Origin of the sequence: Psychrosphaera algicola, assembly GCF_028401425.1 — a bacterium.
Classification (GTDB): domain Bacteria; phylum Pseudomonadota; class Gammaproteobacteria; order Enterobacterales; family Alteromonadaceae; genus Psychrosphaera; species Psychrosphaera algicola.
The window spans coordinates 1,027,323-1,053,790 of record NZ_JAQOMS010000002.1 but is presented as its reverse complement, the minus strand read 5'-3'; the positions used below and the strand labels follow the sequence as shown (position 1 = coordinate 1,053,790).

At 39.9% G+C, this 26,468-nt stretch carries 20 protein-coding genes and 7 pseudogenes; 15 read left to right on the top strand and 12 right to left on the bottom strand.

The features are described 5' to 3' along the window. The first annotated feature begins 143 nt into the window (after nucleotides 1-143). Together PN838_RS05710 and PN838_RS05705 are read left to right on the top strand one after the other, a co-directional pair. On the top strand, nucleotides 144-1,427 hold the full coding sequence (locus tag PN838_RS05710; RefSeq protein ID WP_215962216.1) for a sugar MFS transporter: 1,284 nt from the start codon (nucleotides 144-146) through the stop codon (nucleotides 1,425-1,427). Between the two features lie 17 nt (nucleotides 1,428-1,444). Continuing rightward, a pseudogene (locus PN838_RS05705) lies at nucleotides 1,445-4,007 on the top strand (glycoside hydrolase family 3 protein). Nucleotides 4,008-4,566: 559 nt separating this feature from the next. Here PN838_RS05705 and PN838_RS05700 read toward each other — a convergent pair. From PN838_RS05700 to PN838_RS05675, 9 genes and pseudogenes are all read right to left on the bottom strand, one after another. Beyond that, a complete protein-coding gene (locus PN838_RS05700; protein ID WP_272179996.1) occupies nucleotides 4,567-5,226 on the bottom strand; it encodes a DUF6445 family protein in 660 nt (219 codons plus the stop codon). 10 nt (nucleotides 5,227-5,236) lie between these two features. Next, a pseudogene (locus PN838_RS05695) lies at nucleotides 5,237-6,716 on the bottom strand (tryptophan halogenase family protein). A 33-nt stretch (nucleotides 6,717-6,749) separates the two neighbouring features. Further along, nucleotides 6,750-7,172 (bottom strand): cupin-like domain-containing protein, encoded by a 423-nt coding sequence (locus tag PN838_RS26085; RefSeq protein WP_334313481.1) that lies wholly within the window; start codon nucleotides 7,170-7,172, stop codon nucleotides 6,750-6,752. Between the two features lie 10 nt (nucleotides 7,173-7,182). After that, nucleotides 7,183-7,767 carry a cupin-like domain-containing protein gene (locus tag PN838_RS26080; RefSeq protein WP_334313290.1) on the bottom strand — a complete coding sequence of 195 codons (585 nt, stop codon included), beginning with the start codon at nucleotides 7,765-7,767 and terminating at the stop codon, nucleotides 7,183-7,185. Between the two features lie 47 nt (nucleotides 7,768-7,814). Further along, a complete protein-coding gene (locus PN838_RS05685; RefSeq protein WP_215962212.1) occupies nucleotides 7,815-8,543 on the bottom strand; it encodes a SapC family protein in 729 nt (242 codons plus the stop codon). A gap of 21 nt (nucleotides 8,544-8,564) precedes the next feature. Continuing rightward, nucleotides 8,565-9,095, bottom strand: coding sequence for a tryptophan 7-halogenase (locus PN838_RS27055; RefSeq protein WP_370661006.1), 531 nt, complete (start codon nucleotides 9,093-9,095; stop codon nucleotides 8,565-8,567). A gap of 19 nt (nucleotides 9,096-9,114) precedes the next feature. After that, nucleotides 9,115-9,660 (bottom strand): tryptophan 7-halogenase, encoded by a 546-nt coding sequence (locus tag PN838_RS27050; RefSeq protein ID WP_370661092.1) that lies wholly within the window; start codon nucleotides 9,658-9,660, stop codon nucleotides 9,115-9,117. A gap of 23 nt (nucleotides 9,661-9,683) precedes the next feature. Further along, nucleotides 9,684-10,141 (bottom strand): annotated as a pseudogene (locus PN838_RS27045) (tryptophan 7-halogenase). Between the two features lie 184 nt (nucleotides 10,142-10,325). After that, nucleotides 10,326-13,309: pseudogene (locus PN838_RS05675) on the bottom strand (TonB-dependent receptor). A gap of 251 nt (nucleotides 13,310-13,560) precedes the next feature. Here PN838_RS05675 and PN838_RS05670 point away from each other — a divergent pair. From PN838_RS05670 to PN838_RS05615, 11 genes and pseudogenes are all read left to right on the top strand, one after another. Then, nucleotides 13,561-13,848, top strand: a complete 288-nt coding sequence (locus tag PN838_RS05670) for an MFS transporter (protein ID WP_272179995.1) — start codon at nucleotides 13,561-13,563, stop codon at nucleotides 13,846-13,848. Nucleotides 13,849-13,940: 92 nt separating this feature from the next. Beyond that, nucleotides 13,941-14,542 (top strand): annotated as a pseudogene (locus PN838_RS27040) (MFS transporter). Between the two features lie 23 nt (nucleotides 14,543-14,565). Further along, a pseudogene (locus tag PN838_RS27035) lies at nucleotides 14,566-14,927 on the top strand (MFS transporter). A 112-nt stretch (nucleotides 14,928-15,039) separates the two neighbouring features. Next, complete coding sequence (locus PN838_RS05645) at nucleotides 15,040-15,966, top strand: hypothetical protein (RefSeq protein ID WP_272179991.1); 927 nt, start codon at nucleotides 15,040-15,042, stop codon at nucleotides 15,964-15,966. Next, complete coding sequence (locus PN838_RS05640) at nucleotides 15,914-16,306, top strand: GH36-type glycosyl hydrolase domain-containing protein (protein ID WP_272179990.1); 393 nt, start codon at nucleotides 15,914-15,916, stop codon at nucleotides 16,304-16,306. The genes PN838_RS05645 and PN838_RS05640 overlap by 53 nt, the downstream gene beginning before the upstream one ends. Beyond that, nucleotides 16,294-17,811 (top strand): GH36-type glycosyl hydrolase domain-containing protein, encoded by a 1,518-nt coding sequence (locus PN838_RS05635; protein ID WP_272179989.1) that lies wholly within the window; start codon nucleotides 16,294-16,296, stop codon nucleotides 17,809-17,811. The genes PN838_RS05640 and PN838_RS05635 overlap by 13 nt, the downstream gene beginning before the upstream one ends. 1 nt (nucleotide 17,812) lies before the next feature. Then, on the top strand, nucleotides 17,813-18,433 hold the full coding sequence (locus PN838_RS05630; protein WP_334313288.1) for a sugar-binding protein: 621 nt from the start codon (nucleotides 17,813-17,815) through the stop codon (nucleotides 18,431-18,433). 18 nt (nucleotides 18,434-18,451) lie between these two features. Beyond that, nucleotides 18,452-18,595 (top strand): hypothetical protein, encoded by a 144-nt coding sequence (locus tag PN838_RS26075; RefSeq protein ID WP_334313287.1) that lies wholly within the window; start codon nucleotides 18,452-18,454, stop codon nucleotides 18,593-18,595. Between the two features lie 11 nt (nucleotides 18,596-18,606). Next, complete coding sequence (locus tag PN838_RS05625) at nucleotides 18,607-18,930, top strand: hypothetical protein (RefSeq protein WP_272179988.1); 324 nt, start codon at nucleotides 18,607-18,609, stop codon at nucleotides 18,928-18,930. A 17-nt stretch (nucleotides 18,931-18,947) separates the two neighbouring features. After that, on the top strand, nucleotides 18,948-19,517 hold the full coding sequence (locus PN838_RS05620) for a hypothetical protein (protein WP_272179987.1): 570 nt from the start codon (nucleotides 18,948-18,950) through the stop codon (nucleotides 19,515-19,517). Between the two features lie 110 nt (nucleotides 19,518-19,627). Further along, nucleotides 19,628-22,152, top strand: a pseudogene (locus tag PN838_RS05615) (beta-glucosidase). Between the two features lie 21 nt (nucleotides 22,153-22,173). On the opposite strand, the gene PN838_RS05605 reads toward PN838_RS05615, so the two are convergent. The 3 genes from PN838_RS05605 to PN838_RS05595 all read right to left on the bottom strand — a co-directional run bounded on the left by PN838_RS05605 (nucleotide 22,174) and on the right by PN838_RS05595 (nucleotide 25,636). Beyond that, entirely contained in the window at nucleotides 22,174-23,142 is a 969-nt protein-coding gene (locus PN838_RS05605) for a WD40 repeat domain-containing protein (RefSeq protein ID WP_272179985.1), read from the bottom strand. A 149-nt stretch (nucleotides 23,143-23,291) separates the two neighbouring features. Next, a complete protein-coding gene (hisIE, locus tag PN838_RS05600; protein ID WP_215962204.1) occupies nucleotides 23,292-23,915 on the bottom strand; it encodes a bifunctional phosphoribosyl-AMP cyclohydrolase/phosphoribosyl-ATP diphosphatase HisIE in 624 nt (207 codons plus the stop codon). Further along, nucleotides 23,915-25,636, bottom strand: a complete 1,722-nt coding sequence (locus tag PN838_RS05595) for a proline--tRNA ligase (protein WP_272179984.1) — start codon at nucleotides 25,634-25,636, stop codon at nucleotides 23,915-23,917. Before PN838_RS05595 ends, hisIE begins: the two co-directional genes overlap by 1 nt. Before the next feature lie 155 nt (nucleotides 25,637-25,791). Between PN838_RS05595 and PN838_RS27930 the strand changes: the two genes are divergently transcribed. Both PN838_RS27930 and PN838_RS27925 read left to right on the top strand, forming a co-directional pair. Further along, a complete protein-coding gene (locus PN838_RS27930) occupies nucleotides 25,792-26,223 on the top strand; it encodes a DUF8589 domain-containing protein (protein WP_272179983.1) in 432 nt (143 codons plus the stop codon). Continuing rightward, nucleotides 26,145-26,468 carry a DUF2310 family Zn-ribbon-containing protein gene (locus PN838_RS27925; RefSeq protein WP_502592181.1) on the top strand — a complete coding sequence of 108 codons (324 nt, stop codon included), beginning with the start codon at nucleotides 26,145-26,147 and terminating at the stop codon, nucleotides 26,466-26,468. Before PN838_RS27930 ends, PN838_RS27925 begins: the two co-directional genes overlap by 79 nt.

The following is a 26,468-nucleotide window of genomic DNA, read 5'->3' as shown; positions in this document are numbered from 1 at the left end:
ACTTATGTTGCAGACAAGTTTATTATTAATGAAAGCGCTTACAAAGTTGGGTTAGATTAAATTGATATTTTTGATTCGTCAATACCGAATTTTGTTATCGGCTTACAATTTTTTAACTAAAAAAATAATAAAGGGGAATACGTATGGCAATTTCAGCGCCTGCGAACGGTTCATTAAGTTCAGTAGACAATAACGGGAGTAATCACCGTTTTGCGTTGTCAGCTCTCACATCACTATTTTTTATGTGGGGCTTTATAACTTGTTTAAACGATATACTAATTCCTCATCTAAAAGCGGTATTCGATTTAAATTACATGCAATCAATGTTGGTGCAATTTTGTTTTTTCGGCGCTTATTTTATTGTTTCGTTGCCAGCAGGTAACTTAGTCAAAAAACTGGGCTATCAAAAAGGCATTGTTGCAGGTCTTGTTGTGGCAGCTTGCGGTTGTTTACTTTTTTACCCAGCGGCATCTAGCCATAGTTATCCAGTATTTTTAGGTGCACTATTTGTGCTTGCCAGTGGTATTACTATCTTGCAAGTTTCCGCGAATCCGTATGTAACATTGTTAGGACCGTCGGAGACCGCTTCGTCGAGACTCACACTTACTCAGGCGTTCAATTCGTTTGGCACTACAATCGCTCCGTATTTTGGCGCACTGCTTATCCTTGGGCAGGCGACTAATGAAATTGCAACATCAGCTGAGTCAGTTCAAATTCCTTATTTAGGTTTAACAGCCGCATTACTAATCCTTGCAGCGATATTTGCTTACTTAAAATTACCTCACATAGCGTCTGCTGAAACTGAAAGTGACGAAGTTATCGAAGGTTCTGCATGGCAATATAAACACTTAGTTTTAGGTGCCCTTGGTATTTTTGTTTATGTTGGTGCTGAAGTGTCTATAGGTAGCTTTTTAGTTAACTTTTTTGGTGAAGCCGATATTGCGGGTTTAGAAGAACTTGAGGCAGCCAAATACTTGACCTATTATTGGGGCGGTGCAATGGTTGGGCGATTTATTGGCGCAGCCGTCATGCAGAAAATTCCTGCGGGCAAAGCATTGGCATTTAATGCTACGCTTGCCTGTCTATTAATCTTTATCACATTAGTGAGTACTGGCGCGTTAGCCATGTGGTCAATATTGTTAGTCGGCTTATGTAATTCAATTATGTTTCCAACTATTTTCAGTCTTGCGCTGAATGGCTTGGGTAAACACACTAGCCAAGGCTCTGGGATCTTATGTTTAGCAATTGTAGGTGGTGCAATTGTTCCAGTAGTGCAAGGGTTTTTAGCCGATATTATTGGCGTCCACATGTCCTTTATTTTACCTATTGTTTGTTACGGCTACATTGCCTATTACGGATTAATAGGCAGTCGTCCAAGCGAAACAATTGGATCTGATGAATCAATTGAACCAAATTTGAATAAATAAGTACGAGTAACTTCATAATGATGAATAAATTTAAATACACGACTACCGCAGCCTTATGCGCAATTTTGGCTGCTTGTTCAGGAAGTAATGAGAAAGCCGAGCCTTCACAAACGAATAGTGCGGATGCCGCTAAAATTTGGCCAAAGTTAAACATTGAAGTTAAACAAACCGCTGAAATTGAAAATCGTGTGAAATCAATGTTAAGTAAAATGACATTGGAGCAAAAAGTCGCACAGATGATCCAGCCTGAAATTCGCGATATTACCGTTGAGGATATGCGGAAATACGGTTTTGGTTCATACCTCAATGGTGGCGGTGGTTTTCCGAACAACAATAAACACTCCACACCTGCTGACTGGATTGCGTTTGCTGAAGAACTATACCAAGCGTCAATCGACGACTCACTTGACGGTTCAAAAATCCCAACAATGTGGGGAACGGACGCGGTACATGGCCATAACAATGTCATCGGTGCGACCTTGTTTCCACACAATATCGGGTTAGGCGCGACAAATAACCCAGACTTAATTGAACAAATTGCCAAAGCCACAGCGACTGAAGTCATGGTTACTGGTATCGACTGGGTGTTCGCACCTACCGTTGCAGTAGTAAGAGACGACCGTTGGGGACGCACATATGAAGGTTATTCTGAAGATCCAGAAATAGTTCGCTCATACGCTGCGTCAATAGTTAAAGGACTTCAGGGCCATGCAAATAAAGATTTTTAAGTGATAACCGTGTTATTAGTACCGTTAAACACTTTTTAGGTGACGGTGGAACCGAGAAGGGTGATGACCAAGGTGACAATATTGCGTCTGAGCAAGAATTGTTTGATATCCACGCGCAGGGTTATGTCGGTGGTTTAACGGCAGGAGCTCAGTCTGTTATGGCGTCGTTTAACAGCTGGCACGGTGATAAATTACACGGTAGTAAATATTTGTTAACTGACGTGTTAAAAGATCAAATGGGATTTGATGGTTTTGTAGTAGGTGACTGGAATGGTCATGGGCAAGTTAAAGGTTGTACAAATGAAAGTTGTCCACAGTCGGTCAATGCCGGTTTGGATATCTTTATGGTTCCGACCGATGCTTATGAAACCTTTGTATAACAATACGATTCAACAAGTTAAAGATGGCGTTATTGCGATGAGTCGTATCGACGATGCCGTTACACGTATTTTAAGAGTAAAAATGCGTGCTGGTTTATTTGAAAAACCAAGTCCTGCAAATCGTAAATTTTCGGGCAAAACAGAACTTATTGGTCAAGAGTCACATCGTAGAATCGCACAACAAGCTGTCAGAGAATCTTTAGTCTTGCTAAAAAATAAAAACAACCTGTTGCCATTATCGCCAAAACTAAATGTATTAGTTGCCGGTGATGCTGCCGATAATATCGGTAAACAATCAGGCGGTTGGACAATTACTTGGCAAGGAACTAATAACACCAATAATGACTTTCCTAGGGGCAGCTCAATTTATTCTGGGATCAAACAACAGGTTAATGCCGCTGGTGGTAAAACAACCTTAAGTGTTGAAGGTAAATTTACCACTAAACCTGACGTTGCGATTGTAGTATTTGGTGAAGACCCATATGCGGAAGGGCACGGGGATAGAGAAAATTTGGATTATCAACGTGGGTCAAAATCTGATCTTAAGTTATTAAAAAGCTTAAAAGCACAAGGTATTCCAGTAGTATCCGTGTTTATTTCGGGTCGACCTATGTGGGTCAATGCCGAACTTAATGCATCTAATGCGTTTGTAGCGGCTTGGTTACTTTAGTTCTGAAGGTAAAGCGGTAGCAGATGTTTTATTTACTAAAAAAGACGGTTCTGTAAACCATGACTTCAAAGGCAAATTATCTTATTCGTGGCCTAAGACTCCTGATCAAACTACCGTAAACCGTAACGATAAAGACTATGCACCACTGTTACCATACGGGTTTGGTTTGACTTATGGCGATGAAAATGTGTTATCTGACAATTTAAATGAAGTCTTGAATATGGATCTGTCAAAGGTTGAAACTCGAGTTTTCTTCGACGGTACGATGCACAAACCATGGTATTTGAAGTTATTGTCAAATCATAAAGAAATGGATGTAAATGCAAGTAGCCATAAAGTTGGAAGCCTGACTTACCGAACGATTGACCGTAATGTTCAAGAAGATTCTGTTTTACTGACAACTCAAGGTAAGCAAACTTCAGGGCTACACGTAGTTGCAAAAAGTTACTTTAGAGAAGATTTATCGAATGATCTTTCTGCGAACTCTGCGTTGCATTTGCTGGTTAATGTTCAACAATTTACCGACGCAACGGCAAATATCTTTATGAATTGTGAAGGTACTGGTGACGTAGCCGGTAGTTGCCATACCGGAATAGACATTACAGAGTTAATTTCAGAACTGCCTAAAGACAGCTGGCAACCTCTGTCAATTGATCTGCAGTGTTTCGCAAACGCGGGTGTTAATTTCAGTCAGGTTGTTAAACCATTTGAAATGAATTTGACGGGCGATACACGCATTGGACTTGCAGATATTATGTTTAAACCGAATACGGCAAAAGCAGCAACATTATCTTGTCAGTAGTCATTATAGTAATAAATCTGTACTGATTTGATAGCAGCATAGGTTTAACAAAAGTTGTGTGTGAAACACCTAGTCTAAAGCTTTAGATTAGGTGTTTTTTTGCTCGAATTAATAACTAAAAGCAAATGTAGTGAAGTTGTAAATGATGGATTTAAACTGTCCAAATTTTAACTAAAAAAATTAACTGGCAGCTCACTATCGGCCATCATCTATATGAAGGTAACGGCAAAGGTAAAGGTAAAGGTAAAGGTAAAGGTAACGGCAACGGCAAAGTACTACTGAACACTTATAAATAAGTTTGCCGTGAGATGTCCTCCCATTGACATCTATTTTAGTTTGCCACCGTGATGTAACTTGAAGAATCGTTAGCATTGATAAGAAAATTTTGCCCATTCAATCGTGTCATAAATGATATTAATCATTCTGTGTAGTTGACTAGTATCGTTGAATACTCGCTGTTAAATGATGGGGAATTGATGAAGAATATGCAAATCTTGGTTACGTAAGTTCTTTAAACTCGATAAAAATATTGGCAGTAAGTCGGCCTTCTTCAGGGTCGCTAGAGATCTCTTTCTTTATCTACATTAACCGAATGTAACAAATTACTCGGGTATATCACCAGACGGTTAGGTTTGTATTTCACTTCATAATACTTCTCAAAATGATCAGTAGATGTAGTTATATAACCTTGAGCAGGTTCACCGTTCGTTTGAATAAACTGTTTAGCGCTATTGATATAATGTTCGTATCTTTTATCGGTAATACGTTCAAATTGTGTTGGTTTATGTCGGTATAGCCCTGTTCCGCCATGTTGGCCATTTGATAAATAATGTAACACTGCGAAACAATATTGATTGTTTGTATCAAAGTGAGGCATTCGTTGTAACAAATGTAAATCTTCAGGTGGCAGAGTCAACAATGAAAAAAATGAATTCAGTGGTTTCAAACGTTTACTAAGGTCGATTCCATAAATGCCATACAAAGGTTGATAAATCGCTTGTAGCAATTTAATGATATATGGCTCAGGAAGAGGGCTACGAATACCTGGATACAAAGTGTCTGTATCTGGGGTGTATACGGCTTGTGACTTAGCGAATTTTTTGATGTCATCGAGGTTTGTTGCGAAGTTATCAATGACGATAATTGGCGTTTGTTCAACGCCAACCTTCATCACATTTACTTCCATTAGAGGATTTTGAGTAAAAAGCACAGACGTCATGACTAATTGCCTAAACAGACGTTTTACAATAATGTTTTAAGAAATCATAATGATCTGGCCACGCGGCGACTTTCTTTTTACACTGCTTTTTATATGCGTTAAAAAGTTATCTAATTCCGCATCATCCATTTGGTCAACAATTGGGTGATATTGTTCAGGCATTAGACCTTGACCTAACATAACTTGAACCCAAGATGTTTCACCAAATAATTCTTCTGCGCGTTTAAATACTCGTCCCGATTGTTTAAACAAATCCATTCTATGTTGCAGTGAATCTGGAATTTCCATGGTTTTACAATAACGCCAAAAAGGAGTGTCTTCACGTTCTGTCAAATGATAGTGCAAAATAATAAAGTCTTTTATATTGTCATGTTCGAACTTAGTTTGGGCATTAAACTCTTCGATATCGGCTTGATTAATCCCCTTACTTGGGAACATTTGCATAAGACGCACAATTGCGCGTTGGAATAAGTGAATACTTGTTGATTCTAAAGGTTCAATAAAACCTGAGGACAATCCAACAGCGATACAGTTTTTGTTCCAGTGTTTCCGGCGAGTACCAGTTTTAAATTTGATAACACGAGGTTCATTTAATAACTTACCAACAAGGTTCTCGCGTAACTTCGCGATGGCTTCGTCGTCGGTCATATATTTACTACAAAAAACTAATCCGTTACCTGTGCGGTTCTGCAGGGGATACGCCATTGCCAACCGGCATCATGTGCAATTGAACGAGTATATGGCACAGGTTTGCCTACAGTTTCAGTTTGCACTGCAATTGCGCTATCGCACGGTAACATGTGACTCCAATCGTCAAACCCCGTATGCAGTGCATCTTCAATGAGTAATCCTCTGAAACCTGTGCAGTCTAAAAACAAATCACCTTCAACTATTTTTCCAGAATCTAATGTCAGCGATTCAATAAACCCGTTTTGCTTAGATAAATTTACATTATCAATTTTGCCTTCAATACGATTAATACCATGTTGTTCTGCTATGTTACGTAAGTATTTTGCATATAAACCAGCGTCCAAATGATAAGCATGGTTTAATTGTTGATTCGCTAAAACAGCAAATCTGCCTTCTCGAGCCGCAAGATGCTCTGGAACATAATCACCAATTTCAGAAACTATTCCACGTTGATGACCTTTTAGCCAAAAGTGTTGAAAACCTGCCGCCCAACAATCTTGACCCAAAAAGCCAAAAGAGTGAATGTAGTCTTGTTTTACATCACGCCAGTTTTCAAATGAAATACCCATTTTAAAAGTGGCATTCGTGGCAGCCATAAAGTCTTGTTCTTTAATTCCCAACAATTGATGAAAAATGTGTAAGGTTGGGATCGTTGCTTCACCTACTCCGACTGTCGGTATTGCATCAGATTCAACTAGAGTCACATCAATGTTTTTACCGAGTAATTTGGTAAGGGCAGCAGCGGCCATCCAACCTGCGGTTCCACCACCGGCAATAACAACTTTTTTAACTGGTTTCATAGATGATTTAGTATCGTTCATATTAGTGACTCATTATCGTTTTAGTTGTTCTAACAATTTAGCTCTAAGTTTTCGCGCTTCAAGCTCTGGCATTGGCAATGTTAAACAACCTTGAGCATGATTAGGAATGTGTTGGATATCTTCTTCATTATGGTCAAATACATAATGTTCAAATATGGCTTTCCAAGCTTGGCGTTGTTCGTACGGCAAATTTCTAAGGCTTAATATAGCTAAGTCGAGTGCATTGTCAGGTTTCCCCATAAACGCAGAACTATTGCGCCACCAATGTGTGATTAGTACGTTGAAGTCCGTTAAGCCTTCGACATGGTGCCACCACATACTTGGAATAAATAACGCATCTCCGGCTTCTAAGCTTGCAACTAAAGCATTGTCTATAGCGTGTTGAAATTTTGGATACTTGACTAAGTCTGGTTGATCAAAATCAACTAAACTGATGTCTTGTCCATCATAGGTGAAGCCTCTTTGGGACCAACATATAGGTTTTTAACTTGTTCTGGGGAAACAAGATAAAACGTCTTTGTCCTACCGCACAACACGCCAAATTGTTTGGGAAATCAAAGTGAGCAGAAATTTTAGTTCGGTTGCCCAACCATAAGTTAGTAATAGGTTGCACGCCTGCGATATTTACCTTGTTCTCAAGATTTAATTCAGGAAAGTGTCGATTGATATTCGTCGAACCAACGTAAACAGCAGGGGGTTCAGGATCACTTTTCAACTCGTTCAATTTACTTAAAACGGTATGTAAATCTAACGAAGCACTTTGAAAATTAAATCCGTTAAAATCAGAATTGTAAAAAATTCTTCCTTTAGCTTCAGGTTGTGCATAATAAGCAGTAATAGGCTGACCGTTATAGGCTTTGCTCAAATATTCAAATGCATCGTCGTTGGACGTTTTTCCAGCTTTAACTAAAGGCCAATGATTAATAAAACCTCTAATTAAAACTGGCTTTGCTGTGTTAATAATGGATTCAGGTAAATCGTCGCTAAGGGCTAAACAGATCTCCTCGACTTTGTTCTTAATTTCTAACATTATCGACCTTATTTATTAACACAATTTGCATTTTCTTTGGCATAAACCTACAGACCAAGTGCCGCGTTTTTAAGTAGTAACAATCTCGTGACGTTTGATTGTGAAGCAATTGCCATATAAATAGCTTGCAAATGACCATCTTTATGTAACTGTGCCACATCGTCGTCACTTAGTTCGGCAAGTTTGTCTTCATTAATCGTATAAAAACCTAACATTTGGTGTTTAGATTTATCATTTAATTCAACATCCAATGTGAACGATTCAAGCAACTCTAATTCTACAAGGCGCCCGATAAATACGTCATTATCTTGCATTCCATGATGCAATGTTTCCATCATGTTAGCCATGTTTTCTAAATAAGGCGCATTGGCACCAAACTCTAAAAATAAAGGCGCACCTTGCTCTGTATTTACTCGTGGATGATTTTCATCGATAAATAAAACTCGTTGAAGTTTTTCAACGCCATCTTCTAATAGTGTTTGTTTACCAATTAGGAAAGGTGCTCTTGCATGCATTAAAGGAATATAAGGAACATGCCAAAGCCCGTCGTTAATGAACAAATTTTCGTTTTGTTCAAATCCAAACAGAGCAACAGGAAGGAATTTACCTGTGTTTTCATCTTTCGTGAAAAAAATAGGGTAGTAGGCCTGTACACTTCGAAATTCAGCGGGAAAGGTTTGGGTAAACCAAATATCATCACCATAAGTAGCTGAACGTTCTGTAATAATTTTTGTGTCTTTGTGATCGATGTTGTTGACTAATTTTTGAGTTGCCATGAAGCACCTATTTAATTTTTGTTATATTTTTGCAAACCCGAATTTTTTTACTTTATTTAGTAATTCACGATTTGAGGTTAATACTGCTGCTTGTTGCTGCGTCCGTTGTATATTTTCTTTAAACAATTGCTGTGCTTTTTGTTGAATTATTTTATTGTTTCGTTTCGAAATCGACGAGGACTTAAATCCCATTCCAAACATTACATACTGGTAACTTGCTGCTGGGAACAAAGGATTACGAGCGACTTGGTCTGCATGATATGGATACTGATGTTGCCATAACTCTAAGTTTTCTATGAGTGACTCTGGAATAGATTCAGTAGCGACATTATCAAACCAATATTGGCTGTCTGTGCGTTTCGATAAAACATAATGGAGCTTTAAAAACTCTATTATTTGTGTCCAATGTTGTGACGTTGTTTGGTTGTATCGTTTGGCAATTATCTTCATCGTAGACCGATTCTTAGGGAATTGTTCTGCTAAAAACATAGCAGACTGTTCAATAAGCGCTAACGCCGAAGCTTCTAAGGGCTCAATAAACCCAGCTGACATACCAATGGCCAAACAGTTGTTATGCCAAAACTTTTTCTGTGACCCGGGTTGAATTTAATCGTCCTAGAAGTAAGCTCTTCTGCTTTTTTAAACCTAAAGTAGCGGTTAAATATTGTCTTAATTGTTGTTCTGCTTTTTCTGTACTTGTATGTTCACTTGAAAATACATGGCCTACACCACGTCGGCTTTGTAAACCAATATCCCAAATCCAACCATTTGATTGAGCCGTGGATAAGGTACAAGAAGCTATGTCGTCATTAGGATCGTTATAAGGTGCTTGGATTGCAATGGCTGTGTTATTAAATAATTGGTGTTGTTTGGAAATGAAGTCGATATTGTAATGTTTACCAATTAATAATGAAGCAAACCCGGTGCAATCAACAAATAAGTCACCGGCAATTTTGCCGTTTTTTTCTGTTTCTATATCACTGATATCAGCGTTTTTGTCATTATTGACGGCGATAACATTGTCGATTATGTGGTTAACGTTTAATTTGTCTTTTGCTTGTTTTTTCAGTAACCCACTAAATTTTCCAGCGTCTAAGTGATACCCATAGTTACTGATAAATGAATATTCTGGAGTGGTAATTAACTTAGGCGCTTTCCTAGTTTTGATAGCACACTCTGACTTGAAACTGCATCAGCAAAGTTAACTTGTTCAGAATACTCTTGCCAATGCGGTGCTAAATTGATGTTTTGAAAATCTTGCGGCAGCGTAAAAGGGTGGATATAACTATCTTGCGCATAAACAGGATTAGTTGCGGTTTGGCCTTGCCAATTAATAAATTGAGAGCCTTGTTTAAAGCTTGCATCACAAGTTGAAATAAATTCATTTTCACTGATGCCGATTTTTTTAACGTACCGCGCATTGTAGGCCAAGTGCCTTCCCCAACCCCAATTGGATTAATGTCTGAAGATTCAACTAAAGTAATAGAGAAGTCTGAATTAATTAAATCCAGTTCAGCGGCTAAAACACATGCAGTTAACCAACCTGCAGTGCCACCACCTACTATTACTATTCGTTTTATTTCTGTCTTCACTCTCATTACCTACTGCAATTCAACTACCTATAAGGTATAGAAAATACGTTAAAATTAATACGTTTAAGTAAATGTTTTGATTTTAAAATATTTAGAAAGGATAAAAAGAGAAGTCGTTACTCAAGAGTATCATAACGACTTCTTTACAATTTAATTAGCAAGGGGCTAGGTATAAGCTAACCCATTTTAATTAAAATGAATAACGAGCGCCAAAGTTATAACGTGGACCCGTCTCAGTTAAGTTTAACACTTGTTTTTCAGAACGTCCGTGAGAACGAGTGAAGTTGTCAGTGATGTTAATCCCTTCGAAGAAGACAGTTAAGCCTTCAACCTGGGCAACGTCATAACTCATGTTAAAGTCAATTTGAGAGTATGCTTCTACAAATACTGGAGAAGGACCTACATCACCTTGGTAACGTGATGATAAGAACTCATCACGCCAATTATACGCGATACGTGCTTGGAAACCGTTAGCGTCATAGAATGCGATGAAGTTTGCCGAGTCACTGATATTTGTTAATACCGGTTGGTCGTTCAAATCCATTACGTCGTACGATAAATCCGTATTCACAGCAGTGTAGTTCGCAATAACGCCAAAACCTGATTCGTCAAACATATGCTGGAGTGATAATTCCATACCATCAATAGGTGTTTTACGATCGTCATTAGTAGGGACAGTAATCGCCATGTTCATAACGTTATCAGTTGCTGGGTCACCAGTGATAACACCAGTTGCAACATCTACAAACGGGTCATCTGCATAGTTAGCGAAGATATAGTCACGGATTACATTTGCATCTACAGATCCTGTCGCAGCACGAGCAGCGTCATATTTTGCACCATCATCAGGGTTAGCGATGTTGTAGATATCAGAATTGTCGACTACGTTAGCAATATAGTTTTGCGTGTCTTTTTGAATAAACCAAAAGACAAATAACTTGATTCACTGTAATACCATTCAACAGACAAATCTAAGTTAGTTGACTCTAATGGCAATAGACTAGGGTTACCGGCACTACCATTACCGCCACTCGTTCTCGCTAAAGAACCAACAACTGTTCCACCTTGGATATCACTATAATTTGGACGACCAATTGTTTGGCTATAAGCTGCACGAACGATAATATCGTCAGTTACGTCTACGTTTAAATTAATGCTTGGTAAGAAATAATCATAACCGCCAGTTTGTGTTTGGTAAACACGTCCGCCGTCACCTAAGATTACTTCGTTAGCTGAAATCCAAGTTGCGCCAGAACGCGCTGTAACGATTGAAGTTGATACAACTTCTGTATCTTCATAACGAGCACCAACATGCAAGCTATAATACATATCGCCCATTTCGCCTTCGTAGTTAAACTTGGCGTAAATTGCAGTAGAATCTTCTTCCGTCTCACGGTCTGTATCAGCGCCGTAGTTTGTAGATGGACAGAATAAGTTGCCACAATCACCTTCGATTGTACCAGCAGATGTTGGGTATGCTACAGCTGCGATATCGCGAATTGCTTCAAAATCCCAAACAAACATTCTATCGATTGCTTGCATATTACCAGATAGTCCATCGAAGTTGCCGCCGCTTGTATTAAAGCGATCTTGGATACTATCTACAGGGAACATATCTTCAGTAAAGATACTTGGCTCATCAACACCCATGCCGCCCCAGTCATTACGCTGAACGTTAACTGCTTGCGAATGGTTGCTTACTGTTGTTAGTGATACACCAAAGTCAATGCTGCTATTTTCGTTTAGAATGTAGCTACCATTTACTTGTTGTTGTGATAAATCTGACGCGTCTTGTGAGTTACCAAACGTACTACCCGTTACTCGCATATCAGACCATTGAACGTCTTCACTGCCATCAACAGCTAAAATAGGACGGTCGCCTGAAAAGTCAGTTGCCGCTCGACTACGAACAAAAGCTGCCATAGACATATTAGCAGCAGAACCGTACTTACCATTTGGTGTTCTAGAAGCCTCAGAACTATGTGCGTCAAATGTTAGTTTTAAATCTGAATTTACTTGCCACTCAACATTCAAACCAAGAGACTTACTTTCGTTGCGGTTCGAGGAGAAACCACGCGCCATTGATAAATCGGCAAGACCATTACCGGCACCATCACCGTAATCTTCTGAATAGATTAATGGCGAAGCTACTGGACCATCTGTCCAAATATTTTCTGACGTACCAAAGTTATACCAAGCAGAAATATCATTGTGTTGAACATCAATGTCGTTTTGCATGTATGTGTAGTCAAGTGTCGCCGTTACTGACTCAATTGGACGGTATTGCAATACCAACTGGGCGTTTGTACGGGTACGTTGTTGTTCTTCAAACTTATAAATACCAGTTTGAGGCACTGAATATACATCTGAATCTGCAGGACGGTTTGTTTGAGTTGCATCTTTAGCAACACCACCCCATGCGGCATTTGAGCCAGACCAATCGGTATCAGCAGTACCAGGGAATGAACGCCAACCGGTACCAACTAACGCTTGAGCGTTACCACTTTCACGTTCTTGGTAACTTGCTGAAATCGCAACACCAAAATTACCGTCTTCAGAGACAGTTGAATATAAACCAGAAAGCTCAGGAGTAACTGAACCATCTTCTGTAGAAGTATCAGCTACAGCTTTAACACCAAATGAAGCTTTAGTGCCACCATGTGCTAAAGGTTTGTGAGTTTGAATGTCAATAACTGAACCGATGCCACCAGTAGGTACCGCTGCATCACCAGTTTTTGTTACGATTACGCCACTAATGCTTTCAGAAGCAATATTAGCGAAATCAAATGAACGGTTACCCGTTGTTACTGGCATTTGACGACCATTTAACGTAACTAAGTTCATCTCAGGTGGAATACCACGAACGGTTACTTTACTACCTTCACCGTTTTGACGGTCAATTGAAACACCTGCGATACGTTGCATCGATTCTGCAAGGTTAGTATCTGGGAATTTACCGATATCTTCTGCAGAAATGGCGTCAACTACGCCACTACTAGAACGTTTCAAATCCTGTGATTTAATTAAACTTCCACGAATACCAGTTACCTGTATGACTTCGACATCTGCGTCCGCATCTGTTTCGTCTGCTGCGTATAGTGGCGTTGAAAGTGCACCTAAAATAAGTGACACACTTGTTGCTAATTTTGTTTTCACAAAGCGATTATTATTCATATTGTCCTCGCTGCTTCCTGTTGATGTTGTTATGTAATCCAAGGTTGGAAGCGCTTACATTGGGTGTTTTTTAAAAATTTCCTGAAAGCGCTTACAAAAAGTTAAAACAAAATTTCATAATGATCAAGCATAATTTATTAATAAATTTCATCGTCAGTAATTTTTTGTTACTTTTTATCATTACATCTTGTAAGCGCTTACATAAAGTGTTTGAATAATTTGCACTAAAATCATGGAGCGGGGACGAGGAAATGATTGAAAGTTCAATTGATAAAAAAGATAACAATCAACAATTGAGTTTAAAGGAAAAAATAGGGTATGCGTGCGGAGATGTTGCATCTAATTTTTATTGGCGGGTGTTTGACGTATTCTTGTTTATATTTTATACCGATGTTTTTGGTTTATCGGCTGCAGCAGTAGGCACCATGATGTTAGTAACCCGTATGGTCGATGCGTTCTCTGATCCATTAATGGGCGCGCTCGCTGATCGCACTAAAACCAAATGGGGAAATTCCGTCCTTATCTTTTGTGGGGCATAATCCCAATTGTCGCAGCAGGAGTTTTAACCTTTACCGTTCCTGACACCAGTGATAGCGGGAAACTTGCTTAGGCTTACGGTACCTATATATTTATGATGTTGGCGTATACCTTTATTAATGTGCCATACGGCGCACTTATGGGCGTTATTACATCTGACTCAAATCAACGTACAACTTTAACTAGCTTTCGATTTATAGGCGCATTTTCGGGCGGTACATTAGTCGCTTATCTAACGCCTGAGTGTGTCGCTTATTTTGGCCAAGGCAATGAAGTACTAGGATGGCAGCTGACAATGGCCTGCTACGGCGCAGTCGCGGCGATGTTATTTGCAACGACATTTTTACTACTAAAGAACGAGTGCAACCAATTCAAACGACCCCGACGCCAGTTAAGCAAGATCTTGCTGACCTCCTAACAAACAAGCCTTGGATCATTTTATTCGCTCTGGCTCTTATCATAATGTTGACCATTACATTACGTGGCAGCAGTGGTACATTTTACTTTAAGTATTTTGTTGGTCGTGAAGACTTAATTGGGGCCTTTTCTACAGCCTACATGTTGTCACTGATGGTCGGTGCAGCGTTAACGCCCATAATGGTTAAGTACATAGATAAGAAACAATTGTTATTGATTTTAATGCTTGCCGTCACCGTGCTGTCCGTTGGTTTCTTTTTATTCCCGCAGATAATTTAGCGCTTATTTTTATCATTCAAATATTGATTGGTTTGTGCCTTGGGCCAAAATCGCCTTTGGTTTTTTCTATGTATGCTGACACTGCCGATTACTCAGAACTAAAAAATGGTCGACGAGCGACCGCGATGATTTTTCCGCAGCGGCATTCTCGCAAAAATTAGGCGGCGCATTGGCAGGAGCGATGATGGGGTGGCTGCTGGGTTCACTTGGGTACATTGCAAATCAGCAGCAATCGGCTGACTCTCAGTTAGGAATTGTACTATTGATGAGTTTGGTGCCGGCAGTATTTTCATTTTTATCGGTGTTTTTCATTTGGCGTTATCCGCTAAATAAAGAAAAAGTTGATCACATTCAACAACAGTTGATAATTAAAAAAGCGAACTAAATCAATGTATATTCAATCGAGCCCTATAAGTTGGGGTAACAAGGGTAAGACGATATCTCTAAACTCCCCAACAGAACTGCCAAAAGCAAGTCATTTTCTGTGGAATAAAAATATGGTTGCGCAGGTTAATTGCCGAGGTTATGTGATCTCGCAATTTATGCAACCAGAGCCTGCGAAGTATTCTCATGGACCTAATTTAGAAGCGAAAACCTTTATTCAACCTGAGCAGCCATTTTATACAGAGCACTCAGGCCGATTTTTCTACATTAAAGACCATGCGACGGGCGATGTATTTTCGTTACCTTACGAACCTATGCGTAAAACGCTAGATTCGTTTGTGTTTAATGCGGAAATGTCAGAAGTGCGGTGGCAAATTAAACACTTGTCTTGGCAGTTTGACATTATCTTTAATCTAGACTTGGAAACCAATCTTGAGTATTGGTCGCTGGACGTTAAAAACAGTGATGATTCAGAGCGAAAATTATCAATATACACCTGTTTTTCTATTGGCTATATGTCGTGGATGAATCAAGGGGCAACGTTTGAACCAGAGCTAAATACAATTGTTGCGAGTAGCGTTACGGCATATCAAAAGGTTGAAGACTACCCAACAGTTAAAAATTTAAACGATAAAACATTTTTGATGTCAGATAAAAAAGCAACAAGCTGGTGCTGCAGCTTTGCTGATTTTGTCGGGGAAGGTGGTCTAACCCAACCCGATGCAATTCAACATGGTGTCTTGCCCTCTAAAACCGTCAATTACGAAACCCCAATTGCGGTATTACAGCACGATGTGACCTTGGAAAAACATGCTAACGAATCTTTATGCTTTTTATTTGGGCCTGCAAATAATATTGAAGAAATTTCAGAAATAAAAAGCAAATGCCATTTGGCATACTTCAACAACGTGAGAGCTGAGTACCTCAACTATGTTCAGCAGTGTGTTGGAAACCTACATTTTGATTCCCCAAATGTTGGGCTCAATCATGTTGTTAATTATTGGCTCCCACGTCAAGGCGTTTTACCACGGCGATGTTAATAGATTAAGCACCGATCCGCAGACTCGTAACTATTTGCAAGACGCGATGGGGATGATCTATTTATCGCCATCAGTGACTAGAGAGCGGTTGATATTCGCGCTAACACAGCAGCAAGCCAACGGCGAACTACCCGACGGGATCCTCCTCACAGACGAAGCTGAATTAAAGTACATTAATCAAGTGCCACATGCGGATCATAATGTTTGGTTATCTCTCGTTTTACTTGCCTATTTAGAGCAAACCGGTGATACCTCAGTATTGGATGAAGTTGTTGCTTATGCAGACAAAAATCCTCTGGCACTGTCACAGAACACGTCGAAAAGGCATTGGATTGGCTAATAAATAATACCGATCGTAATGGCTTGAGTTTAATCGCTCAGGGAGATTGGTGTGACCCTATGAATATGGTTGGTTATAAAGGCAAAGGTGTATCCTCATGGCTTACGTTTGCAACGGCTTATGCAATTAAATGCTGGGTTAAAATTTGTGATCAGTTTTTACCAACCTATAACGCGAAAAAACACAGCCATTACCAAATGTCTATGCAGTATTTGAACAACGCCGCACTGAACGCTTTTCAATCTGGGAAGTGGTTTGGACGAGGTATTACCGATGATGGTCGTTTGTTTGGTACAGAAAAAGATGCAGAAGGAAAAATGTTTCTTAATGCACAGTCGTGGGCCATGTTAAGTGGTGTAACTACTATAGCTGAACAGCCAGAAGCATTAACCCAGATTAACCAACATTTATTAACCCCATATGGTTATACAATGTTAGCACCAAGCTATACCAAAATGGTTGAAGATGTCGGCCGTATAACACAAAAATCCCCAGGCGTGTCTGAAAACGGATCTGTGTATAACCACGCAGCCATATTTTACGCCTACGCCCTATTTGAGCAAGGCCTTACCGATCAAGCATTTGATGTCCTTACTCGAATGATAGCGTTACCCGAGAGTGGTATAAACCGAGATCAGTTGCCGAACTTTGTGCCTAATTATTACCGTGGTGCGTATTTTCAATTCCCCGACTATGCCGGGCGTTCATCCAACTTATTTAATACAGGCACTATTAGTTGGTTAATGCGTTGTGTTAATGAGCACCTTTGTGGTTTTAAAGGGTTAACAAATGGCGTAGAAATATCGCCACAACTGCCTTCGGATTGGCAAGGCTTTGGGTTTAGTCGGCAATATCGCGGTGCGTTATTCACCGTTGAAATAATTCGAGATGCTAATATTGAACAACAACAGACTAGTTGTAACGGCCGCGCTTTAGCTCAAAATAGATTACTGAATATCAAACCCGATACCTCCTATAAAATAGAGATCAAATTGCCTTATGTGGCAAGATCTCAGGCCAAACTCTGTATTATTATGGGGGTCAGTGGCAGCGGTAAAACGGCGGTCGCAAAATCGTTGGCAAGCCAATGCAATAGTGTCTTTGTCGATGCGGATGACTTTCATTCAGAATGGGCAAAAAAACAAATGGCGCAGGGAATTCCGCTCGACGATAACTATCGCGACCAATGGATAACTAAATTGTCTACCTATTTGACAACTTTGCGCTGTCAAAAACAAAACACTGTGTTAGCTTACTCCGGTTTAAAACAAAAGCATCGTGAGCGATTTAGAACATTGGGATTAGACGTCCGCTATTTTAATCTTAAAGTGTCAGAACCCATACTCAAACAACGATTGCAAAATAGAGAAACTCACTTTTTGACCCCAATTTATTGGCCAGCCAATTGTCGTCAATGGAGCAAATTACAACCGATGAGCAAGATGTGGTTCATATTGATGGCAAGCAGCCGCTCGAAAAGGTTATCAATAGCATTAAGGATCTAATATGACATTTTTATCAAAGTTAAAAGTAAGCGCTAAGGTAATTGCGACTTGTTCGCTATTCGCAGCAACTTACTTAACAGCAGCTAACGACGCGGTAACACCGAGTTTTGTGGCACATCACATTGACACGGCGATTGTCATTGATGGTGAATTAGACAAACAGTGGGATAAAGCGACTTGGCACAATTTGGATCAACCTATTTTAGGCGGCATGCCAGATAAGTCAGATTTTAATGGGCGCTTTAAATTATTGTGGGATAAAGACGCTTTGTATCTTGTCGCCGAATTTGAAGACGATGTACTTATAGATAAAATCGCAGACCCTCTAGAGTTTTATTGGGACGACGATACATTGGAAGTCTTTTTGGATGAAGATGCCTCAGGTGGTGAACATCAGTTTAATTACAATGCCTTTGCTTATCATGTTGCATTAGATAATCAAGCGGTTGATATTGGTGAAAAAGACAGTTCAGGTAAAACGCCATTTTTAACGCTTAACGACCATATTAAAAGTCGCTGGATGCGTCATCAAAACGGTAAAGTGATTTGGGAAATGGCAATCTCTGTCTATGACGATTCGTTTAAACCTAATATAGGTAAACAACCTGTCACATTGCACTAAGGAAAAGTGCTTGGATTTATGTTGGCTTATTGTGACAACGACGGCAGTAAAACCCGAGAACATTTTATTGGATCAACTAAGGTTGAACCGATTAATGGCGATACAAATTTAGGTTATCGGTTGGCTGATGTATTTTCCAAACTGACGTTAATTGGTGACTAAGCGAATTATCTATGCAAAGCAGTAAGGTAAACGTATTTTATTTCTTAGGTATTTGCGCCGTATTTCGGCTTACGACGAATTGCCTTAGGAAACGTTTAGGTTTTGTGCTCGTTGGCGTGCTAGCGATGCCTAACGTTGTGCACGCTGGCGAGCTTATGGTCGATTTAACTAAGGTGACAAGTTGGAACCACGCCAGTAACCAAGCTAAAATTGCCGCGGAACTGCAATACGCAGACATGGCTTCTCATGCTAACTCAGCGCTCAACTCAGGCAATATAAGTACAAATCAATCGACTTCAAAAAACGAGGCTCCAGTATATACGATCCCAAAATAAATCTTGCCCAGTCTCGTTTGGAAGTTATGCTAGTTAGAAAATTATTCAATAATACAAACCAACATGTAAATGGCATTGAGTTTGATTTGTCAGAATACAACTTTACATTTGACGATATTGATTCATTAAAACTGAATTTGCGGGTTTCCGAAGCACTAAGTTACTTGCCTATAGCGCCAAAATCACCGCACAATATAGAACACCAATTTATCGGCAAATTATTTTCTCCACGGCATCACTTTGCAGTGACTTTTTATGGCCAGTTTCATCACAAAATCGATGTCCAAACAACTTACGCAAAAGCGTTCCTTTCATTGGAGCCCACTGAAAATCCGTCTAATGTACTCATTGCTGCAAAAGATATGTCGTTTTACAACAGTAAAAATTATCGGAAAAGTCCGCTCAGCGCGATTGACCGGTCAGCAAAAGTGTATGGCCTGATTATTACCGCTGATACGGCAGGGCTGACGACATTAGAGAACTTGATGAATCAGTCGGCGGATTTTAATAACCGATTTAAAAATAATGAATTGTATATTGAAAGCTATTTGCAATTGAACCAATTGGCGATCAACACACCTAAGTAAAATTCGTTAAATGTAATTTCGCTTAACAGAACTTGGTAGACTCTTTACTTTCACAAGTGAAATTTACCAAAACTACTCACTAAATAGATAACAATGGAGTTCGAGTCGTGATGTCTCTTAGTCAATCCACCCAGCTATTACTGGCGATTTCGTTAGTTTATGGTTGTAATGCGACAACGGAACAGTCGTTAGAAAAACCTGAACAGAAATCACAAGTTCAGCTAGACAAAACCCCCGATTTTGAATCGCAAATAGAGTCTCTTTTGGCGCAAATGACATTAGACGAAAAGCTCGGTTTGGTTCACGCTGATTCAAAATTTAGTATTGGTGCAGTTGAGCGTTTAGGTATCCATGAAATGGTTTTATCTGACGGTCCACATGGGGTTCGTTATGAAATTAATCGACATGATTGGGCACCGGCAAATTTAGAAAGTGATCATTCAACGTACTTACCACCATTAACAACGGTTGCCGCAAGTTGGGATGTAGAAATGGCCACATTGCACGGCAATGTTTTAGGCAGTGAAGCCCGTCACCGTGGAAAAGACTTTATTTTAGGCCCAGGTGTTAATATGGCTCGGTTGCCTTTATATGGCCGAAATTTTGAATACATGGGTGAAGATCCTTATTTAGCGGCCAAGCTTGTTGTACCTGAAGTAAAAGCAATTCAACAAAACGACGTGGCTGCGACGGTTAAGCATTACGCCTTAAATACGCAAGAACTCAATCGAACAGGCGTTGATGCTAGACCATCTGAGCGTACATTAAGAGAAGTGTACTTGCCTGCATTTGAAGCCGCTGTTAAAGAGGGTGGAGCATGGGCATTAATGGGGGCATATAACAATTATTACGGTACAAATGCTAACCAAAGTAAACATCTTGTCATGGATATTTTAAAAGGCGAGTGGGGTTTTGAAGGCGTGTTGATGACCGATTGGAACGTCAATATCAATACCTTTGATGCCGCGGTTAACGGTTTAGACATTGAAATGGGCACCGACGTTAAAAACTATAACGATTATGTTCTCGCAGATAATTTTAAAAAAATGATAGTCAACGGCGATATCGAACCATCGGTTTTGGACGACAAAGTCAGACGTATTTTACGCGTGCAATTTAACATCGGCATGATGGATAAGTCGCGAAAATCAGGTCAACGAAATACCCAAGAACATAAAGTTGCGGCGAGAACCATAGCTGAAAATGGCGTGGTGCTTCTCAAAAATGATGACAATGTTTTGCCTCTTGAACCAACCCAAATAAAGTCGATTTTAGTCATGGGACCTAATGCAGACAAAGCACATGGCGCTGGTGGCGGTTCATCTGAAATTAAATCTTTGTATGAAATTACACCGTTACAGGGGTTAAAAAATGCATTAGGCAATGACGTTGAAATTACCTTTTTACGAGCCCAGCCTGACGACATATCCCCTATACCTGCAGATTTTATTGCGACACGTCACTGGACGGGAACACCAGCTTGGAATATCAGTTTTTACCAAGGCAGACGCTATAAAACCAAAACAAGCGAATCTTGGATTGTAAACTCTGAATATAAAAACTTAGACGGTGCTAAAAAGTACATTAAGATGTCGGCGACGATTAAGCCGTTACGAAGCGGCGAGCATATATTACAGGCTGAGTTTGGCGGTGAATTTGCTCTATATGTTGATGGTCGACGAATGATATCTGACTCCCGTCGTCCAGTCAGTATGAATTTGATGGCTGGTAAAGCTTATGATTTTGAAATTGAATACCAAGGAAAAAATAACTTTGTTCTAGGTTGGCAGTCACCTGGAGGTCTATTTTTGGAGAAAGAACAATATTTAGCAGCGGCTAAAAAAGCAGATGCCATTATTTATTTTGGTGGCTTGAGCCACGCTGACGACCGTGAAGCAATTGACCGTACGGATATGAAACTGCCAAATGGTCAGGATCAAATTATCAGTAATTTATTGTCTGTAAATGCCAATACAACGGTTGTTATGGTCGCGGGTTCTGCTGTTGAAATGCCCTAGGTAGAACAAGCAAAAAGTGTTGTTTGGGGCTGGTACGGCGGCCAAGAAGCTGGCAACGCACTTGCGAATGTTTTATTGGGTAAAGTAAACCCAAGTGGCAAAATGCCGATCACTTTGCCAAAACAACTTAGTGACGTAGCTGCAATTAAACTCGATGATTACAATGCTACTGAATCTTTGTATAAAGAAGGGGTATTTATTGGATACCGTTGGTTTGAACAGCAACAAATCGATACGTTATTCCCATTTGGTCATGGTCTTTCTTATACAACATTTGACTATCAAAACCTTATGATCACGCCATTGTCAGACGGCAACGTTAAACTGACTTTGGATGTCAAAAACACTGGCTTGGTAAAAGGCAAAGAAGTTGTACAGTTATACGTCCATGATGTTGAATCCTCAGTAGAACGACCGCTAAAAGAGCTCAAAGGCTTTACTAAGGTTGAATTAAACCTAGGGAAACGCAGCAAGTGACATTAACACTTAAGCCAAGGGACTTGTCGTTTTGGGATGAATCAACAAATGCTTGGCGATATGAAGCAGGTGAATTTGAGGCTTTTATTGGCAGTTCATTAGCTGACTTAAGACTAAATCAGCGTTTTGTTTATCAATAACCTGCGTTTCCTAACATCAAACTAAATTGATGGGATTGGCCAATTTTGTACAATCCCATCAGTCGACAAACTCAAAATAGAACTTCCTGAAATAACTAAGTCACTCGTCGAGGAGCTTGCGGTTAATGCCTTAATATTTCCAGACGCAACTTCTTTGCCGTTTTCTAAATTCCAAACCGTCAGCTTATTTTTCGAATTGCTTGTTACTAGGAGTGATTGGTTAATAAATCGTGCCTGTCGAAAATATTGGTTCCGTTCAATATAAGATAAACTTTTTGATTTATGAATGTTATCGATATGGGTAATGATTTCATTGCCTAGTGCATCGGACGCAAAAACATTGCCGGTTCGAGGTTCGACATGTAAAGCAGTGATCCTTGATAGGAACTCATATTCTTGTTCTATTACACCGGTATCAAGGGATAGAACAACGAGTCGACCATCAACACCTGCGGTAATCAGTTTGTTCTCCAATTGATTAAAAAATAGAAATTGAATTTCACTTAAGTGAGGTTGATAAAGTAACCTTGTTTTACTCTTAACATCGGTGACTGAAATACTGCCATCGGTGAGTCCAACAACAACTTTATCTCCATGAGAATTGACCGCTAGCGTAGAAATAGCAGCGTGTTCAACGGTTCCATATACTTTCCAAGCTAAACTTAATTGGTTCTTTTTAACATCAAAAAGGGTAACGGTTTGTTTGCCTGCTGTAGCAAGGACCTGCTGATTTTTAGCAAGGGCGACAAAAAATTGTTCTTCATTTTCTGGGGAAAACAAATGGCTAAATATGGGTTGTTCATTTTTGATATTCCACAGTGTTACATCAATTTGCGATAGCGTTACCGCTGTTTCACCATGTGCCGTAAATTGAGCGCGTAATAACGGCAGTTCTGTTAGTTGATAGGGTTCACCAATTTCTTTAAGTGGTTCGGTTCCGCCACATGCAACCAACACATAACAGACGAGAGTTAAAAGTAATATACGCATTAACTATACTGTCCTTATTTTTTATGGTTTTTTATAGCGAGTTTTGACGAATAACACAAGTTATGCCTTAGCGAAACCAAACTATAGCCATAAAAAACAGCTCAAAAATGAGCTGTTTTATAAACTAACGATAAGTTTATTCGCAAGCGCTACTTAGCGTGACGTTTCTTTAATACACCAATAACATCGCTAAGGCTTAAGTCAGACGCTTGAAGAAGAACCAATAAGTGATAAATTAAATCAGCACTTTCATTTTTAAGTTCTTCAAGATCTTGAACCGTCGCCGCAAGAGCAGTTTCAACGCCTTCTTCCCCCACTTTTTGAGCGATACGTTTAATGCCACTGGCATATAAAGATGCTGTGTATGACGAGTCCGCATCAGCGCCTTTTCGCGACGCAATAACGCGCTCTAAATCTGAAATAAAGCTAATTTCAGGTTGAGCTGTACCGTCGTGCCAGCACGTTTCTGTACCAGTGTGGCAGGTTGGTCCGTCTGGATGCGCAAGCGCGATTAGCGAGTCTTGATCGCAATCAACAGACAATTCAACTAGGTTTAAAAAGTTGCTTGAACTTTCCCCCTTAGTCCAAAGGCGGTTTTTACTGCGACTAAAAAACGTCACTTTACCGCTGTCTAAAGAAGCATTAACCGCGTCTTTATTCATAAAACCTTGCATCAAGATCTTGCCACTTGCAGCGTCTTGAACAATACAAGGCAATAAACCTTCCATTTTATCCCAAGCTAAGTTACTTAGGTTTTCTGTAGTTACTTTCATTATGCATTCTTAATTTGGTTTAAAACGAAGTCAACAGCATCGTCAACGTCTAATAATTCTTTATCACCGGTGGTACGACTCTTATATTCAACTTGGTTGTTGTCTAAGTTACGTTCACCGATAACGATTTGATGCGGAATGCCCATAAGTTCCATATCGTTAAACATGACACTAGGGCGTTCTTTACGGTCGTCAAATAAAACCTCTATGCCTTTTGCCACTAACTTGTCGTATATCGCATTAGCGATATCAGGAATACGGTGTGACTTGTGCATGTTCATAGGCACGATAGCAACTTGGAACGGTGCTAATGCGTTTGGCCATTTAATGCCAAATTTGTCATGATTCTGTTCAATAGCAGCGGCTACAATTCGCGTAATACCAATACCATAACAGCCCATTTCTAATACTTGGTGCTTACCTGTTTCCGTTAATACGCCAGCGTTCATTGCTTTTGAGTATTTAGTACCAAGTTGGAAAATATGACCAACTTCAATACCACGTTTAATGGTAATTGTTCCTTCACCACATGGGCTTGGGTCACCTTCAACGACATTTCTGATGTCAGCAACGGTTGGCAATTCAAGATCACGTGACCAGTTAATACCAAAGTAGTGTTTACCGTCGACGTTTGCTCCGGCAGAAAAATCAGATGCAACGGCGGCAGCTCGGTCAACAATGACAGGAATAGGGCAATTGATTGGGCCTAGTGAGCCTGCTGATGCGCCCATTACATCTCTAATTGCTTCTTCACTTGCCATTTCTAATGGCGATGCAACTTCATCAAGTTTTTCAGCTTTAATTTCATTGAGTTCATGATCACCACGTACGACTAACGCTATATATTCAGCGTCAACATCATCAGAGGCTTTAACAATCAATGTTTTCACTGTTTTTTCAATGTTTACGCTAAACTGTTCTACCAAATCATTTATTGTTTTTGCATTAGGCGTATCGGTGAGCGTTAACTCTTGAGTTGCTGCATCAGCAGTGTCTTTTGGCGCAAGCGCCTCTGCTTTTTCAATATTAGCCGCAAATGAACTTTCAGTCGAAAATGCGATGTCGTCTTCGCCCGATTCAGCTAAAACATGAAATTCATGGGACGCGTCACCACCAATTGAACCTGTGTCAGCGATAACCGGACGGAAATCTAAACCTAAACGTTCAAAGATATTGCAATATGCTTGATACATTTTGTCATACGTCTGTTGCAAAGACTCTTGGCTTAAATGGAAAGAATACGCATCTTTCATGACAAATTCGCGGCTACGCATGACACCAAAACGTGGACGAACTTCATCGCGGAACTTTGTTTGGATTTGATAAAGACTTAATGGCAACTGTTTGTAGCTGTTGATTTCTTTACGAACAAACTCAGTCACAACTTCTTCGTGAGTTGGACCTAAGGCAAAGTCGCGATTGTGGCGGTCTTTGATACGCAATAACTCTGGGCCGTATTCTTGCCAACGGCCTGACTCTTCCCACAAATCGGCAGGTTGAACAACAGGCATTAACATTTCGAGCGCACCTGCTTTATCCATTTCTTCACGAACAATTTGTTCTACTTTACGAACAACTTTTAGGCCAGTGGGCAACCAAGTGTATAAACCAGAAGCAAGTCTGCGGATCATTCCCGCTCTTAACATAAGCTGATGGCTGATCACTTCAGCGTCAGATGGCGTTTCTTTTAATGTAGCAATAATATATTGACTAGTACGCATGCGATTATTGTCTCGTTGTTCACTAATTGACCGGACCTGATTCTAATTCCAATATTCGGACAAAAACAGGTTAGAATGGCGGAGGATTCTAGCAATCAAATGGCTTTGGATAAATATCCAAACTGAAATAACTGTCACTTTTTAAGAACTAATTTATGTATGTATGTCAATTAAGCTTCAATTGCGCCGTCGATATTGAAATTTCCGAGGCCCAAACGGTTATTTCTGCGTTATTAGATGAATATCGTTATAACGGTCAGATCATCGGTCGTGAGTTTCCGGTCATTTTGGTTGACGATCATTTTGACGTAATATTTGTCTGTCCCGAACAAGATTCGGTAGCTGTTAAATACAATACTGATAATGTTACCGACGCATTTGAAGCGATTGCCAAGTGTGGATTAGCGTTACCACAATTTAAGGTACTGGGACTGGAAAGCCAATCTGATTTTGCCGATTTGTGTAAAGTGCCTAGCGCATTGGTGTTGTATTCAACCTTTGTTCAGTCATGTTCACCTGTAAGGTGTATGGACCACTTTTACCTATCCCATTATATAAGCTACCGGAGTCAATTCGTTACGACCTGATCAAATGGCAAGAATCTCAAGCGGCCTGTGATCAATTACAAATGAACGAATTAACCGAAATTGAGCCATTTGTCGTAGAGCAACTATCACAACCCGATAGCGAGTTAATGCAAAACGGCTTAGATATCTGTCAGCAAATAAGTGATGAGCTAAAGGTTCCTGTGTATCGATATCTGTATCGAGTTGGTGGTGAGAGTCTTGCGTTAGAGCAACAACGTTTGTGCCCTAGTTGTTCAGAACCCTAG

Bases quoted from the DNA above. Each gene is read 5' to 3' on its own strand.
- PN838_RS05710 (WP_215962216.1), top strand. From the start codon at position 144: ATGGCAATTTCAGCGCCTGCGAACGGTTCATTAAGTTCAGTAGACAAT.
- PN838_RS05700 (WP_272179996.1), bottom strand. From the start codon at position 5,226: ATGACGTCTGTGCTTTTTACTCAAAATCCTCTAATGGAAGTAAATGTG.
- PN838_RS26080 (WP_334313290.1), bottom strand. From the start codon at position 7,767: ATGTTAGAAATTAAGAACAAAGTCGAGGAGATCTGTTTAGCCCTTAGC.
- PN838_RS05685 (WP_215962212.1), bottom strand. From the start codon at position 8,543: ATGGCAACTCAAAAATTAGTCAACAACATCGATCACAAAGACACAAAA.
- PN838_RS27055 (WP_370661006.1), bottom strand. From the start codon at position 9,095: ATGTCAGCTGGGTTTATTGAGCCCTTAGAAGCTTCGGCGTTAGCGCTT.
- PN838_RS05670 (WP_272179995.1), top strand. From the start codon at position 13,561: ATGATTGAAAGTTCAATTGATAAAAAAGATAACAATCAACAATTGAGT.
- PN838_RS05645 (WP_272179991.1), top strand. From the start codon at position 15,040: ATGGTTGCGCAGGTTAATTGCCGAGGTTATGTGATCTCGCAATTTATG.
- PN838_RS05640 (WP_272179990.1), top strand. From the start codon at position 15,914: ATGTTGTTAATTATTGGCTCCCACGTCAAGGCGTTTTACCACGGCGAT.
- PN838_RS05630 (WP_334313288.1), top strand. From the start codon at position 17,813: ATGACATTTTTATCAAAGTTAAAAGTAAGCGCTAAGGTAATTGCGACT.
- PN838_RS26075 (WP_334313287.1), top strand. From the start codon at position 18,452: ATGTTGGCTTATTGTGACAACGACGGCAGTAAAACCCGAGAACATTTT.
- PN838_RS05625 (WP_272179988.1), top strand. From the start codon at position 18,607: ATGCAAAGCAGTAAGGTAAACGTATTTTATTTCTTAGGTATTTGCGCC.
- PN838_RS05605 (WP_272179985.1), bottom strand. From the start codon at position 23,142: ATGCGTATATTACTTTTAACTCTCGTCTGTTATGTGTTGGTTGCATGT.
- hisIE (WP_215962204.1), bottom strand. From the start codon at position 23,915: ATGAAAGTAACTACAGAAAACCTAAGTAACTTAGCTTGGGATAAAATG.
- PN838_RS05595 (WP_272179984.1), bottom strand. From the start codon at position 25,636: ATGCGTACTAGTCAATATATTATTGCTACATTAAAAGAAACGCCATCT.
- PN838_RS27930 (WP_272179983.1), top strand. From the start codon at position 25,792: ATGTATGTATGTCAATTAAGCTTCAATTGCGCCGTCGATATTGAAATT.
- PN838_RS27925 (WP_502592181.1), top strand. From the start codon at position 26,145: ATGTTCACCTGTAAGGTGTATGGACCACTTTTACCTATCCCATTATAT.